The 14,513-nt window shown below is 59.0% G+C and carries 13 protein-coding genes; 10 read left to right on the top strand and 3 right to left on the bottom strand.

All coding sequences use genetic code 11. The annotated features are described in order from the left end of the window. Window positions 1-18: 18 nt before the first annotated feature. Together AC0TN7_RS17840 and AC0TN7_RS17835 are read left to right on the top strand one after the other, a co-directional pair. A complete protein-coding gene (locus AC0TN7_RS17840) occupies window positions 19-1,005 on the top strand; it encodes a fimbrial protein (protein ID WP_417927694.1) in 987 nt (328 codons plus the stop codon). Beyond that, a complete protein-coding gene (locus AC0TN7_RS17835; protein ID WP_370883977.1) occupies window positions 1,002-1,505 on the top strand; it encodes a fimbrial protein in 504 nt (167 codons plus the stop codon). Before AC0TN7_RS17840 ends, AC0TN7_RS17835 begins: the two co-directional genes overlap by 4 nt. On the opposite strand, the gene dinG is transcribed toward AC0TN7_RS17835, so the two are convergent. Next, window positions 1,492-3,669 (bottom strand): ATP-dependent DNA helicase DinG, encoded by a 2,178-nt coding sequence (dinG, locus tag AC0TN7_RS17830; RefSeq protein WP_370883978.1) that lies wholly within the window; start codon window positions 3,667-3,669, stop codon window positions 1,492-1,494. The two genes, AC0TN7_RS17835 and dinG, sit on opposite strands and share 14 nt — an antisense overlap. Before the next feature lie 97 nt (window positions 3,670-3,766). Beyond that, window positions 3,767-5,146 (bottom strand): ATP-dependent RNA helicase RhlE, encoded by a 1,380-nt coding sequence (gene rhlE / locus AC0TN7_RS17825; protein ID WP_024908724.1) that lies wholly within the window; start codon window positions 5,144-5,146, stop codon window positions 3,767-3,769. A gap of 207 nt (window positions 5,147-5,353) precedes the next feature. Here rhlE and cecR point away from each other — a divergent pair, with 207 nt between their 5' ends. The 5 genes from cecR to AC0TN7_RS17800 are packed head-to-tail and all read left to right on the top strand — an operon-like array spanning window position 5,354 to window position 10,994. Beyond that, window positions 5,354-6,031: a transcriptional regulator CecR gene (gene cecR, locus AC0TN7_RS17820; protein ID WP_024908725.1), complete on the top strand. Its 678-nt coding sequence runs from the start codon at window positions 5,354-5,356 to the stop codon at window positions 6,029-6,031. After that, complete coding sequence (gene hlyD, locus AC0TN7_RS17815; RefSeq protein ID WP_024908726.1) at window positions 6,028-7,023, top strand: secretion protein HlyD; 996 nt, start codon at window positions 6,028-6,030, stop codon at window positions 7,021-7,023. The genes cecR and hlyD overlap by 4 nt, the downstream gene beginning before the upstream one ends. After that, complete coding sequence (locus tag AC0TN7_RS17810) at window positions 7,016-8,755, top strand: ATP-binding cassette domain-containing protein (RefSeq protein ID WP_463726944.1); 1,740 nt, start codon at window positions 7,016-7,018, stop codon at window positions 8,753-8,755. The genes hlyD and AC0TN7_RS17810 overlap by 8 nt, the downstream gene beginning before the upstream one ends. Next, complete coding sequence (locus AC0TN7_RS17805; RefSeq protein WP_463726945.1) at window positions 8,745-9,878, top strand: ABC transporter permease; 1,134 nt, start codon at window positions 8,745-8,747, stop codon at window positions 9,876-9,878. Before AC0TN7_RS17810 ends, AC0TN7_RS17805 begins: the two co-directional genes overlap by 11 nt. 9 nt (window positions 9,879-9,887) lie before the next feature. Further along, window positions 9,888-10,994 (top strand): ABC transporter permease, encoded by a 1,107-nt coding sequence (locus AC0TN7_RS17800; RefSeq protein WP_032649437.1) that lies wholly within the window; start codon window positions 9,888-9,890, stop codon window positions 10,992-10,994. On the opposite strand, the gene AC0TN7_RS17795 is transcribed toward AC0TN7_RS17800, so the two are convergent. After that, a complete protein-coding gene (locus AC0TN7_RS17795) occupies window positions 10,956-11,366 on the bottom strand; it encodes a YbhQ family protein (protein WP_032649440.1) in 411 nt (136 codons plus the stop codon). The two genes, AC0TN7_RS17800 and AC0TN7_RS17795, sit on opposite strands and share 39 nt — an antisense overlap. 133 nt (window positions 11,367-11,499) lie before the next feature. Between AC0TN7_RS17795 and AC0TN7_RS17790 the strand changes: the two genes are divergently transcribed. The 3 genes from AC0TN7_RS17790 to AC0TN7_RS17780 are packed head-to-tail and all read left to right on the top strand — an operon-like array spanning window position 11,500 to window position 14,458. Beyond that, entirely contained in the window at window positions 11,500-12,261 is a 762-nt protein-coding gene (locus AC0TN7_RS17790) for an endonuclease/exonuclease/phosphatase family protein (RefSeq protein ID WP_463726946.1), read from the top strand. Then, window positions 12,258-13,496, top strand: coding sequence for a cardiolipin synthase ClsB (gene clsB / locus AC0TN7_RS17785; protein WP_048991526.1), 1,239 nt, complete (start codon window positions 12,258-12,260; stop codon window positions 13,494-13,496). Before AC0TN7_RS17790 ends, clsB begins: the two co-directional genes overlap by 4 nt. Further along, entirely contained in the window at window positions 13,496-14,458 is a 963-nt protein-coding gene (locus tag AC0TN7_RS17780; protein ID WP_024908733.1) for a lysylphosphatidylglycerol synthase domain-containing protein, read from the top strand. Before clsB ends, AC0TN7_RS17780 begins: the two co-directional genes overlap by 1 nt. Window positions 14,459-14,513 lie beyond the last annotated feature (55 nt).

Here is a 14,513-nt window from a genome sequence, read left to right as displayed (position 1 = left end):
TGGTTGAGACGAAAGATGATGCAAATCGTTAAACAGAGTTTTTTATTGTTAGTGCTGGGAATATCCGCATTTTTTATGCCGCACGCGAAAGCGTCATGCACGTCTCCGGATATGCCAAAGATGATTGATGTGGCCTCCATATCGGTACCCACCTCGCTGGCCGTTGGCGCGACCATTCCGGGTTCAGAGCAGACGGTGCACGTTGCCGGGAATTGCTCCAGTACCTACAGCCCGGGGATGGAAATAGTGGCTTGCTATTATGGTTCCGGTTCAGAAATAGCGGGCCTGCCGGGCGTGTACGACTCTGGTGTCGCCGGGATTGGTATCGCCCTGATGAACGATCAGGGGCAACGCATCCAGGGGGCCGGCGGCGTCCACTGTGATTCCCGGAATACGCCGGTGGGATATCTCTCTTCAGATGGACAGCTCTCGTTCAATTTTGACGTAACTCTGGAGCTGGTGAAAACCAGCTCCACGGTTTCCTCTGGCTCACTTTCTCAGGCTCAGACGGAGTTTGGGCTTGGCGTTTACAATCACGAAGGTTTAGGCAGTCCGAACACCCTTTCCTATTCAGGAAATATCACGTTTAACGATGTCACCTGCTCAGTTTCGCCGAAAAGCCTCACCGTGACGCTGGGCAATTTCCCTGTCAGCGACTTCACCGGGACAGGAACTCTGACGTCGCCTCAGACGTTCGACATTACCGTTAACTGCAATAACACCGTACAGCCTCAAGTGATGATCACCAGTGCAAACGGCTATGAAACAGATTTCCCTGGCGTCGTAAAACTGACTCAGGAGAGTGGCGTAGCAACCGGCGTAGGAGTGCGCATGATGTTCGACGGGGAAATTGCCAACTTTGATACTTACAAGAATACGGCGGCAGTTGCACAAGCGAACGTTCCGCTGGCGATCCCGTTTGAGGTCGCATATCAACAAACGGCAGCCAGCGTCACCCCCGGGACAGCAAACAGCATTGCCACGATTACGTTGGGATATAAATGAAAAAAATCACCTTGTTACTACTGGCAGGCCTTCTCACGCAGGCGAATGCCGATGAGATCGCGATCCAGATGAGAGGCAATATCATCGCCAATACCTGCTCGGTAGACAGCGCCAGCCAGAATTTGACCGTTAACCTGGGACAAGCCGCCTCCAGCGATTTTAAGGATGTGGGGGATACCGGGGAGTGGAAGAATTTTGATCTTACGCTGTCCAAATGCCCGTCCACCACCACGCTCGCCACCGCGACCTTTAACGGCCAGGCAGACAGCGTACACCCGACGAAATTTGCCAGCACGGGCAGCGCCGGCGGGCTGGCTCTGGAGCTGGCAGACCGCCTGGATCGCATTACGATTGCCCCGCAGGCGAGCTTCAGCGCCCTGGTTAATCAAAGCGATCATACCGTCGATTTCCCACTCGCCGCACGATACTACGCCACCTCCATGCCGGTGAGCGCGGGGACGTTCAGCAGCGTGGTGCAGGTGACCTTCACTTACCAGTAGGATCGCGCCCCTTAGCACGGATGCTTTTCCTGCGCCCGGCGGTCAGTGTTGCCGGGCGTTTTTTTACCTCGGGCACCTCTGGCTGTTCAATCGGAAAGATCGGCAGCGCGTTCAGCAGCCGCTGGCCGTAGTTTTTGGTGAGCAGACGTTTGTCATAAATCACCACCTCCCCCCAGCAGCCGTGGCTACGAATCAGACGCCCGACCTGCTGAATAAGGTTAAACGACGCCGCAGGTAAACTCTGCACCTCAAACGGATAGCGGTTGAGGCTTTTCAGCCACTCGCCTTCGGTGATGACGACCGGGCTGTCGATAGGCGGGAAGGCGATTTTATGGATATGCACCTGCGTCAGGTAGTCCCCTTTCAGATCCAGACCTTCCGCGAAGGACTGCAATCCCACCAGCACGCTGCGCTCGCCATTATCGATACGTTTGCGGTGCGTTTCCACCAGCCGGTAGCGCGGCTGATCGCCCTGCACCAGCAGGAGTAAACGCAGATCGGTGACGTGCTCCAGGAAGCGCTGCATCGCGCGCCCGCTGGCAAACAGCACCAGCATGCCGGGGTATTTCCTGCTCTCAACCTGTTCGCGGAAGTAGGCCGCCATTTCCGCAATGTGCTGCTCTTCGTTGTCGATCAGCGGCTCGAATTTCATGCGCGGGATCACCAGCTTCCCCTGCTCGCAGTGGTTAAACGGCGAGTCCAGCGCGACAAAACGATCGCCCGCTTTCTCTTTAAGCCCGCTCATTTCCTGCAAACGCGAAAAACTGTTCAGGGAGCGCAGCGTGGCAGAGGTGACCACCACGTGCGGCACGCTCCGCCAGATGAGCTTTTCCAGCTGATCGGCCACGCGGATGCCCACGCAGTGGAAAAACAGATGAACCTGCCCGTCGCGCACTTCACGGGTGGCCCATTTGGTGACCGGCGCGCCCGACGCCTGCACCATCGAGGCCAGCCGCCAGAGCTTGCTCTGGGCTTCAAACATGCCGAGCGCACGGTTCATTTGCAAAAGAATACGGTGCAGGCGAACCACGTCGTGTGAGCCGGTTTTCTCGCTGAGATCGTTTAAGAACATCTCCGCCAGCCCGCGCAGCTTTTCGAGATGCTTCGCCAGCTGCTGGCAAATCTCCATCACCTCGTCCGGCAGTTCGCCCATCGCAAAGCGGTGTTCCGCCTCCTGGGTTGCGGGAAGATATAGATTCAGGATGTTGTTCAGCGACGAGATAAGGCTGTAAACCTCTTCGCAGTGGTCGCTCAGACGCTCCGGCACCGCCAGCGGCGGCGTGGTTTTCGGCCGGAACTGCTCCATGCAGGTAGCGACAAGCTTGCAGAAGAGATCCAGCTGCAGGCGGAACCAGGGGGCGGTAATTTCTGCGCTCATCTCCAGCGCGTCGCGCGCCACGTCGGGCAGATGGTGGCCTTCGTCGAGCACCAGCAGCAGGTTTTTCGGCTCCGGCAGCACTGCTTCGCTCTCCAGCGCCGCCATCACCAGGGCGTGGTTAGCCACAACCACCTCCGCTTCCTGAATTTCACGCCGGGCGACGAAGAACGGGCACTCGCGATAGTAGTGACAGTTGCGGTTCAGACAGCTGGCTTTGTCGGTGCTGAGCCTTCTCCATAAGTCGTCGCTGATGGCCTGGCTGGTGTGATCCCGCAGGCCGTCCCACTTATAGCCGTCCAGCTCGGCTTTGAGTTTTGCACACTGCTCCTGCTCGGCCTTATTGTTTGGCGTCAGCTCGTCATCCAGAAACGCGAGCAGATCCTGTTGATTCGGCTCGCTGCTGGCCAGCGCCGCCAGGTTACGCGGGCACACGTAACGCCCGCGCCCAAAGGCGGCCGTAAACCGCAGGTCGGGGATGATTTTGCGCAGCAGCGGCAGGTCTTTGCTGAAAATCTGATCCTGCAGCGCCACGTTGGCGGTGCTGACCACCAGCGTTTTGTCCTCTTCCCGCGCGATGGCAATGCCGGGAATGAGGTAAGACAAGGTTTTCCCGACGCCGGTCGGGGCTTCAATCGCCAGATGGCGCCCGTCGTCCCCGGCGAGCGTTTTTGCCACGTCAGCAATCATCTGCCGCTGCGGCGCTCGGGGGATAAAGTCGGGGATCTGCTGTTGTAGCGCCTTATACCATGCGCCAATTTGCGCCTTGAGCGCAGCGGTTAAAGCCATCGGAAAACCTGAAATACTGTATAAACAGCCACTATTGTGGCACTTTCTCTTCGCAGCCGCAAAAAGAAAAGCCCGGCTTTACGACCGGGCTTCCAGATTACTGCGGGTTAGCAGGTTTACGCGGGCGGCGTCGGCGCTGCCCTTCTCCTGCCGGCTTGCCTTCGCCGCTGCGCCACGGATTGTCACCGGCCGGTTTGCTGTCGTTGCTACGACGCGGCGGTTTGCCCGCTGACTTCGGCGCGCCGCCTTCGGCACGACGCGGCTGCTGGCCGCGACCACCGCCGCCCTGACCGCGACCGCCCTGGCGACCGTTCTGAATCGGCTCGGCTTTGATCGACGGATCCACTTCATACCCCGGGGTTTCGATACGCGGGATCTCTTTCTTCAGCAGACGTTCGATATCGCGCAGCAGCTTGTGCTCGTCCACGCAAACCAGAGAGAGCGCTTCGCCGGTTGCCGCCGCACGACCGGTACGGCCGATACGGTGCACGTAGTCTTCCGGCACGTTTGGCAGCTCGTAGTTCACCACGTGCGGCAGCTCTTCAATGTCGAGGCCACGGGCAGCAATGTCGGTTGCCACCAGCACGCGGATGTCGCCGGACTTGAAGTCCGCCAGCGCACGGGTACGCGCGCCCTGGCTCTTGTTGCCGTGGATAGCCGCGCTACGGATGCCGTCTTTATTCAGCTGTTCCGCCAGGTGGTTCGCGCCGTGCTTGGTGCGGGTAAAGACCAGCACCTGCTGCCAGTTACCCTGGCCGATCATTTGGGAGAGCAGTTCGCGCTTGCGCTTTTTATCAACAAAGTGAACGTGCTGCGTCACCTGCTCAGAGGCGGTGTTGCGGCGCGCCACTTCCACTTCCAGCGGGTTATGCAGCAGCTTTTCCGCCAGCGCCTTGATCTCGTCGGAGAAGGTCGCGGAGAAGAGCAGGTTCTGACGACGCGGCGGCAGCTTGGCCAGCACGCGGCGAATATCGTGAATAAAGCCCATGTCGAGCATGCGGTCGGCTTCGTCCAGCACCAGAATTTCAATGCTATCGAGCTTCACCGCGTTCTGGTGTTCCAGATCCAGCAGACGACCCGGCGTTGCCACCAGCACGTCGACGCCGCCGCGCAGCTTCATCATCTGCGGGTTGATGCTGACGCCGCCGAACACCACCAGCGAGCGAATGTTGAGATAGCGGCTATAGTCACGCACGTTCTCACCAATCTGAGCCGCCAGCTCGCGAGTTGGGGTGAGGATCAGCGCACGAACCGGACGGCGGCCTTTGGCGTGCGGCTGATTTTTTACCAGCAGCTCTAACAGCGGCAGCGTAAAGCCCGCGGTTTTACCGGTGCCGGTCTGGGCGCTGGCCATCAGGTCACGGCCCTGAAGAACGGCGGGGATCGCCTGCTGCTGGATTGGGGTTGGCTCAACGTAGCCCTGCTCTGCGATCGCGCGCAGAATTTCCGGGTTCAGGCCAAGGGAATCAAAAGACATAAAAACTCCGAACCGCCCCGACCATCACAGGTGTAGTTTTCAGGGAGATATAACGAATAGGGGAGGACAAAAACCACAATGTCGCGAAGGGGCGGAGTGTAGCAGCTTTTGTGACGTGGCGCATAAAATATCCCTCCGCATTCCCTCGACGTTAGCGTGAATCAGGCATAATCTTAATCAATCGATTGATTAATTTTTAATGCCGCCATGAATACAACACCCACAACAACCAAAGGTGAACAGGCCAAAAACCAGCTTATTGCCGCCGCGCTGGCGCAGTTTGGTGAGTACGGGCTGCATGCGACCACGCGCGATATCGCCGCGCTGGCCGGGCAAAACATTGCGGCGATTACCTACTATTTTGGCTCAAAAGAGGATTTATATCTCGCCTGCGCCGAGTGGATTGCCGATTTTATCGGCACGCAGTTTCACCCGCACGTCGAGGAGGCCACCGCGCTGCTCAGCCAGCCGTCCCCCGATCGCGAGGCCATCCGCCAGCTGATCCTCAATGCCTGCCACAACATGATCCGCGTGCTGACCCACGACGATACGCTCAACCTGAGCAAGTTTATCTCCCGCGAGCAGCTCTCCCCCACTGCCGCCTATCAGCGGGTACACGATCGGGTGATTGAGCCGATGCACTCCCACCTGACCCGGCTGATCGCCGCCTATACCGGGCGGGATGCCAACGATACCGCGACAATTTTGCATACCCACGCCCTGCTGGGTGAAATCCTTGCCTTCCGTCTGGGCCGGGAAACCATCCTGTTACGCACCGGCTGGACACAATTTGATGAGGATAAAGCCGCGCAGATCGGTGAGGTGATCGCCTGTCATCTCGATCTGATCCTGCAAGGCTTAACGCAAAGGAGCCTGAAGTCATGAAAAAACCTGTCGCCATCATTCTGGTGGTTGTTGTTTTGCTTGCCGCGGGCGTCGGAGGATGGCTGTGGTACCAGAGCCATCAGGATAAAGGCCTGACGCTGTACGGTAACGTGGATATTCGCACGGTGAACATGAGCTTCCGCGTCGGCGGACGTCTCGCCGCGCTGAGCGTTGACGAAGGCGATGCCATTAAAACCGGGCAGACGCTGGGGATGCTGGACAAAGCGCCCTATGAAAATGCGCTGCTGCAGGCCAAGGCGGGCGTCTCCGTTGCGCAGGCGCAGTATGACCTGATGCTGGCCGGCTATCGCGACGAAGAGATCGCTCAGGCCGCGGCAGCCGTCAAACAGGCGCAGGCGGCCTATGACTACGCGCAGAACTTCTACGCTCGCCAGCAGGGGCTGTGGAAAAGCCGAACCATTTCCGCGAATGACCTGGAAAATGCGCGCTCCTCCCGCGACCAGGCGCAGGCAACGCTGAAATCCGCGCAGGATAAGTTAAGCCAGTACCACACCGGTAACCGCCCGCAGGATATCGCCCAGGCGAAAGCCAGCCTTGAACAGGCGCAGGCGCAGCTGGCCCAGGCGGAGCTGGATCTGCACGACACCACGCTCATCGCACCGTCTGACGGCACGCTGATGACCCGCGCCGTGGAGCCGGGCAGCATGCTCAGCGCGGGCAGCACCGTGTTAACCCTCTCCCTGACCCGCCCGGTCTGGGTACGCGCCTACATTGATGAGCCCAACCTCGGCCAGATGCAGCCGGGCCGCGAGCTGCTGCTCTATACCGACGGTCGCCCGGACAAGCCGTATCACGGCAAAGTGGGCTTTGTCTCCCCTACCGCCGAATTCACGCCGAAAACAGTAGAAACGCCGGACCTGCGTACCGACCTGGTGTATCGCCTGCGCATCATCGTGACTGATGCGGATGACGCCCTGCGCCAGGGCATGCCCGTCACCGTAAAAGTGAACAGCGGGGAACGACATGAATGATGCGGTTATCCAGCTCAACAATCTGGTCAAACGCTTCGCAGGGATGGACAAACCGGCGGTCGCGCCGCTGAACTGCACCATCCAGAAAGGCTATGTCACCGGCCTGGTCGGCCCGGACGGTGCGGGAAAGACCACGCTGATGCGCATGCTGGCGGGGCTGCTGAAGCCGGATGAAGGATCGGCCAGCGTGCTCGGTCTTGACCCGATAAAAGATGACGGCGCGCTCCACGCCATGCTCGGCTATATGCCGCAGAAGTTTGGCCTGTACGAAGACCTGACGGTGATGGAAAACCTGAACCTGTACGCCGACCTGCGCAGCGTCACCGGCGAAACACGGCAGAAAACCTTCGCGCGCCTGCTGGAGTTTACCTCCCTCGGGCCGTTCACCGACCGGCTGGCGGGCAAGCTTTCCGGCGGGATGAAGCAGAAGCTGGGGCTGGCCTGTACGCTGGTGGGCGAACCAAAGGTGCTGCTGCTGGATGAGCCCGGCGTGGGCGTTGACCCGATTTCCCGCCGCGAGCTGTGGCAGATGGTGCACGAGCTGGCGGGCGACGGGATGCTGATCCTCTGGAGCACCTCCTACCTCGACGAAGCGGAACAGTGCCGGGACGTGCTGCTGATGAACGAAGGCGAACTGCTTTATCAGGGCGAGCCGACGAGGCTGACGCAGAGCATGGCCGGGCGCAGCTTCCTGCTGCACAGCCCGCAGGCGTCCAACCGCACGCTGCTGCAGCGGGTGCTCAAGCTGCCGCAGGTCAGCGACGGGATGATTCAGGGCCGCTCGGTGCGGGTGATCCTCAAAAAAGAGGCCACCGTCGACGATATTCGCCATGCGCCCGGCATGCCTGAGATCGACATGGAAGAAACGGCGCCGCGTTTCGAAGATGCGTTTATCGACCTGCTGGGCGGCGCGGGGACGTCAGAGTCGCCGCTTGGCACCATTCTGCACACGGTGGAAGGCACGCCGGGCGAAACGGTCATTGAAGCCAAATCCCTCACCAAAAAGTTCGGGGATTTCGCCGCCACCGACAACGTTAATTTTGCGGTGAAGCGCGGGGAGATTTTTGGCCTGCTCGGGCCGAACGGTGCGGGAAAATCGACCACCTTTAAGATGATGTGCGGCCTGCTGGTGCCGACGTCCGGCAAGGCGCTGGTACTGGACATGGACCTGAAGGTCAGCTCCGGCAAGGCGCGCCAGCATCTGGGCTATATGGCGCAGAAATTCTCCCTGTATGGCAACCTGACGGTCGAGCAAAATCTGCGCTTTTTCTCCGGCGTGTACGGCCTGCGCGGGCGGGCGCAGAACGACAAAATCCGCCGCATGAGCGACGCCTTCGGGTTAACCAACATTGCCTCCCACGCCACCGACGAGCTGCCGCTCGGCTTTAAGCAGCGGCTGGCGCTGGCCTGCTCGCTGATGCACGAGCCGGATATTCTGTTTCTGGATGAACCGACCTCGGGCGTTGATCCTCTCACCCGCCGCGAGTTCTGGCTGCATATCAACAGCATGGTGGAAAAAGGGGTGACCGTAATGGTGACCACCCACTTCATGGACGAGGCGGAGTACTGCGATCGCATCGGGCTGGTGTATCGCGGTAAGCTGATTGCCCACGGTACCCCGGACGACCTGAAAAACCAGGCCGCCGACGAGGAGGTCCCGGACCCGACCATGGAGCAGGCGTTTATCACCCTCATCCACGACTGGGATAAGGAGAATGCCCATGCGCAGTAACGCCCTTTCCTGGCGCCGGGTGCGCGCGCTGTGCGTTAAAGAGACGCGGCAGATCGTGCGCGATCCCAGCAGCTGGCTGATTGCGGTGGTGATCCCCCTGCTGCTGCTGTTTATCTTTGGCTACGGCATTAATCTGGACTCCAGCAAGCTCCGGGTCGGGATTTTGCTGGAACAGCAGAGCGAAGAGGCGCTGGACTTCACCCACGCCATGACCGGCTCGCCCTACATTGACGCCACCATCAGCGACAGCCGTCAGGAACTGATCCACAAGATGCAGGCCGGGAAAATTCGCGGTCTGATCGTCATTCCGGTGGATTTCGCCGCCAATATGGCGCGGGCAAATACCGATGCGCCGATCCAGGTGATCACCGACGGCAGCGAGCCGAACACCGCGAACTTCGTGCAGGGCTATGCGGAGGGGATCTGGCAGCTCTGGCAGATGCAGCGGGCGGAAGACCGGGGCGAGACGTTCAACCCGCTGATTGACGTGCAGACGCGCTACTGGTTTAACCCCGCCGCCATCAGCCAGCATTTTATTATTCCGGGTGCGGTGACCATCATCATGACGGTCATTGGCGCGATTCTGACCTCGCTGGTGATCGCCCGCGAGTGGGAGCGTGGCACCATGGAGGCGCTGCTTTCAACCGAAGTGACGCGCGTCGAGCTGCTGCTGTGCAAGCTTATTCCCTACTACTTCCTCGGTATGCTGGCGATGCTGCTCTGCATGCTGGTGTCCGTCTTTATCCTCGGCGTACCGTATCGCGGCTCGCTGGTGGTGCTGTTCTTTATCACCAGCCTGTTTTTACTCAGCACGCTGGGGATGGGGCTACTCATCTCCACCATCACCCGCAACCAGTTTAACGCGGCCCAGGTGGCCCTCAACGCCGCCTTTTTGCCGTCGATTATGCTGTCCGGGTTTATCTTCCAGATAGACAGTATGCCTGCGGTGATCCGCGCCGTGACCTACATCATCCCGGCGCGCTACTTTGTAAGCACGCTGCAAAGCCTGTTCCTGGCAGGGAATATTCCGGTGGTGCTGATTATCAACACCCTGTTTTTACTGGCGTCAGCGGCGATGTTTATCGGGTTGACGTGGATGAAAACCAAACGGCGGTTAGATTAAGGAGCGCGCATGTTTTACCGTTTATGGACGTTAATACGCAAAGAGCTGCAATCCCTGCTGCGCGAGCCGCAAACCCGCGCCATTCTGGTTTTGCCGGTGCTGATCCAGGTACTGCTGTTCCCGTTTGCCGCCACCCTTGAGGTGACCAACGCAACCATCGCCATTTACAACGAAGACAACGGCAAACACGCCGTTGAGCTAACGCAGCGCTTTGCCCGCGCGAAAGCCTTTACCCACATCCTGCTGCTAAAAAGCCCGCAGGAGATCCAGCCCACTATCGACACGCAAAAAGCGCTGCTGCTGGTACGGTTCCCGGCGGATTTCTCCCGCAATCTGGATACCTTCCAGACCGCGCCGATGCAGCTGATCCTCGACGGACGTAACTCCAACAGCGCCCAGATCGCGGCCAACTATCTGCAGCAGGTGGTGAAGGATTACCAGCAGGAGCTGATGGATGGCAAACCGAAGCCTAACAACAGCGAACTGGTGGTGCGCAACTGGTACAACCCGAATCTGGACTACAAGTGGTTTGTGGTGCCGTCGCTGATCGCCATGATCACCACCATCGGGGTGATGATCGTGACCTCCCTCTCCGTCGCCCGCGAGCGCGAACAGGGCACGCTGGATCAGCTGCTGGTCTCCCCGCTTGCTACCTGGCAGATTTTCGTCGGCAAAGCGGTTCCGGCGCTGATCGTCGCGACCTTCCAGGCCACCATCGTGCTGGGCGTGGGAATATTTGCTTACCAGATCCCGTTCGCCGGTTCGCTAGCGCTGTTTTACTTCACGATGGTGATTTACGGGCTGTCGCTGGTGGGGTTCGGGCTGCTGATCTCGGCGCTCTGCTCAACGCAGCAGCAGGCGTTTATCGGGGTATTCGTCTTTATGATGCCCGCGATTTTGCTCTCGGGGTATGTTTCGCCCGTCGAGAACATGCCGGTATGGCTACAGGATCTGACGTGGGTAAATCCGATTCGGCACTTTACGGACATCACCAAACAAATCTATCTGAAGGATGCGAGTCTGGATATTGTCTGGGGAAGTTTGTGGCCGCTACTGGTGATTGCGGCCACGACGGGCTCAGTGGCGTACGCGATGTTTAGACGCAACATTGCGTAGCTTTTTCTCTTTGGTCAGCAATGAGACGACCGCAGGCCCTGCGAGGATAGCCATACCCGCCAGGGCCAGCAGCAGGTTGTTTTGCAGCACGCGTGACAGCAGCCACAGGACGATCATCGCCGCACCAAAATACCAGGTGGTGGTGAGCTCTTCGAGCACATCACCCACCTCGCGCCAGCGTGCTTCATGGTGGCGCTGTAAGAACAGCATCGACAGCACGGTGACGCCGTAAAGGACGCATAGCCCCAGGCCAACATGCACCAGCGTGCCGCTCATCCAGCCCATCACCAGTACGGCCACGACCAGTAAATGCAACATTATCTGCCAGCAACTCAGGCCAGTTGCGACACGAACACGTTGTTGCCACTTCATGGCTTCTCTCCTGAAGGATTTTTCTCTGCTTAATCAGACTACCGCACTTTACGGAAAATTCCGTAACGCCGCATCTTTTTGTGACGCCGACTACACTTTATTTTCATTGGGATAGTCACTCAGGAAGGAGCTTATGACGAAAAAAATGCAGCATTTCTCGCTTAAAGTGCTGACGATAAACATTCATAAAGGCTTCACAGCATTTAACCGCCGCTTCATTTTACCGGAGCTGCGCGACGCGGTTCGCACCGTCAGCGCGGATATTGTCTGCCTGCAGGAGGTGATGGGCGCACACGAAGTGCATCCGCTTCACTTTGAGAACTGGCCCGACACGCCGCACTATGAATTTCTGGCCGACACCATGTGGAGTGATTACGCCTACGGCCGCAATGCGGTCTATCCGGAAGGGCATCACGGCAACGCGGTGCTGTCCCGTTATCCCATAGAACATTACGAAAACCGCGACGTTTCCGTCGGGGAGAGCGAAAAACGCGGCCTGCTTTACTGCCGCGTTACCCCGCCCGATCTTGAGCTGCCCATCCATGTCGGCTGTGTTCATCTGGGCCTGCGCGAAGCCCATCGTCAGGCGCAGCTGAAAATGCTGGCCGAATGGGCCAACGCGCTTCCCGAAGATGAACCGGTGGTAGTAGCGGGCGATTTCAACGACTGGCGACAGCGGGCAAACCATCCGTTAAAGGTAGAGGCCGGACTGGAGGAAATTTTCACCCGGGCGAACGGCAGGCCTGCGCGCACGTTTCCGGTCCGTTTCCCGCTGCTGCGGCTTGACCGCATCTACGTAAAAAATGCCCATGCCAGCAGCCCGACCGCCCTGGCGCTCCTCAACTGGCGGCATCTTTCCGACCATGCCCCGCTCAGCGCGGAGATCCACCTATGAAATGTTCCTGGCAGGAAGGCAACCGGATCACGCTGCTGGTCAACGGGGACGAGTATTACCCGGCCGTGTTTAAGGCGATTGATCACGCCCAGCAGAAGGTGATCCTCGAAACTTTCATCTGGTTCGAAGACAACGTCGGCAAGCAGCTGCACAGCGTGTTGCTGCGCGCCGCCCAGCGCGGGGTGAAAATTGAAGTGCTGCTGGATGGCTACGGCTCGCCGGACCTCAGCGATGCATTCGTCAATGAACTGACCGCCGCGGGGGTGGTGTTCCGCTACTACGATCCCGGCCCTCGCCTGTTCGGTATGCGTACCAACCTTTTCCGCCGGATGCATCGCAAAATTGTGGTGGTAGATGAGACGGTGGCGTTTGTCGGAGGCATTAACTACTCCGCTGAGCATATGTCCGACTACGGCCCGGAAGCGAAGCAGGATTACGCGATTCGCATTGAAGGCCCGGTGGTGCAGGACATCTTGCTGTTTGAGCTGGAGAACCTGCCGGGGAAAGAGGCCGTTCGCCGCTGGTGGAAACGTCGTCATCGCCCGGAAGAGAACCGGAAGCCCGGCGAAGCGCAGGCGCTTTTCGTCTGGCGCGACAACGGCGAGCACCGGGACGATATTGAACGTCATTATCTCAAGATGCTGGCCAACGCGAAGCGCGAAGTGATCATCGCTAACGCCTACTTTTTCCCGGGCTATCGTCTGCTGCATGCCATGCGCAATGCCGCCCGACGCGGCGTGCGCGTGAAGCTGATTGTGCAGGGCGAGCCGGACATGCCGATCGTTAAAGTCGGGGCGCGGCTGCTGTATAACTATCTGGTGAAGGGCGGCGTCCAGATCTACGAATATCGCCGCCGACCGCTGCACGGCAAAGTCGCGCTGATGGACGATCACTGGGCCACCGTGGGCTCCAGCAACCTCGATCCGCTGAGCTTATCGCTCAACCTTGAAGCCAACCTGATCATTCACGATCGCCAGTTTAATCAGACCCTGCGGGATAACCTGCAGGCGTTGATCGTTAACGACTGCGTGCGCGTGGATGAGTCCATGGTTCCCAAACGCACCTGGTGGAACCTGGGCATCAGCGTGGTGGTGTTCCACTTTCTGCGGCATTTCCCGGCGATGGTCGGCTGGCTGCCGGCGCATACGCCGAAGCTGGCGCAGGTGGACCCGCCGGTACAACCCGAAATGGAAACCCAGGACCGCATAGAAGCGGAAGATGGAGGCAAACCCTGATGTCGAAATCGCATCCACGCTGGCGGCTGGCAAAAAAGATCCTCACCTGGCTGTTTTTTATTGCGGTCGCTGTGCTGCTGGTGGTCTACGCGCAGAAAGTTGACTGGGAAGAGGTGTGGAAGGTCATCCGCAACTATAACCGGATGGTGCTGCTGGGCGCTGTGGGGCTGGTTATCGTGAGCTACCTGATGTACGGCTGCTATGACCTGCTGGGCCGCGCTTACTGCGGCCACAAGCTGGCCAAACGTCAGGTAATGCTGGTGTCATTTATCTGCTACGCCTTTAACCTGACGCTGAGCACCTGGGTCGGCGGCATTGGCATGCGCTATCGCCTTTATTCGCGCCTTGGCCTGCCGGGCGGAACCATCACGCGCATTTTCTCGTTAAGCATCACCACTAACTGGCTGGGCTATATTCTGCTCGGCGGGGTGATCTTCACCATCGGCGTGGTGCAGCTCCCCGCGCACTGGTATATCGACGAGGCTACGCTGCGCATTCTGGGCATCGTACTGCTGCTGATTATCGCCGTTTATCTCTGGGCCTGCGCCTTTGCCAGACGCCGTCATATGACCATTAAAGGGCAAAAGCTGGTCCTGCCCTCGTGGAAGTTTGCGGTGCTGCAGATGGCGGTTTCCAGCGCTAACTGGATGGCGATGGGAGCCATCATCTGGCTGCTGATTGGCGAGGACGTAAATTACTTCTTCGTGCTGGGCGTGCTGCTGGTGAGCAGTATTGCCGGGGTGATTGTGCATATTCCGGCGGGGATCGGCGTGCTGGAGGCGGTGTTTATTGCCCTGCTGGCCGGGGAGCACGTTTCTCAGGGTGCCATCATCGCTGCCCTGCTCGCCTACCGCATGCTGTATTACTTCCTGCCGCTGGCGCTGGCAACGGTCTGCTATCTGGTGCTGGAAAGTCGGGCGAAAAAGCTGCGGGCGAAGAATGAGAGGATGCTAGCGAAGTGAATAAGTCGGGTGGCGGCTTCGCCTTACCCGACCTACGGTTCGCGCTTCGTAGGCC

It is taken from the genome of Enterobacter sp. PL_is511, from assembly GCF_055816065.1.
This window is presented reverse-complemented; position numbering and strand designations above follow the sequence as displayed.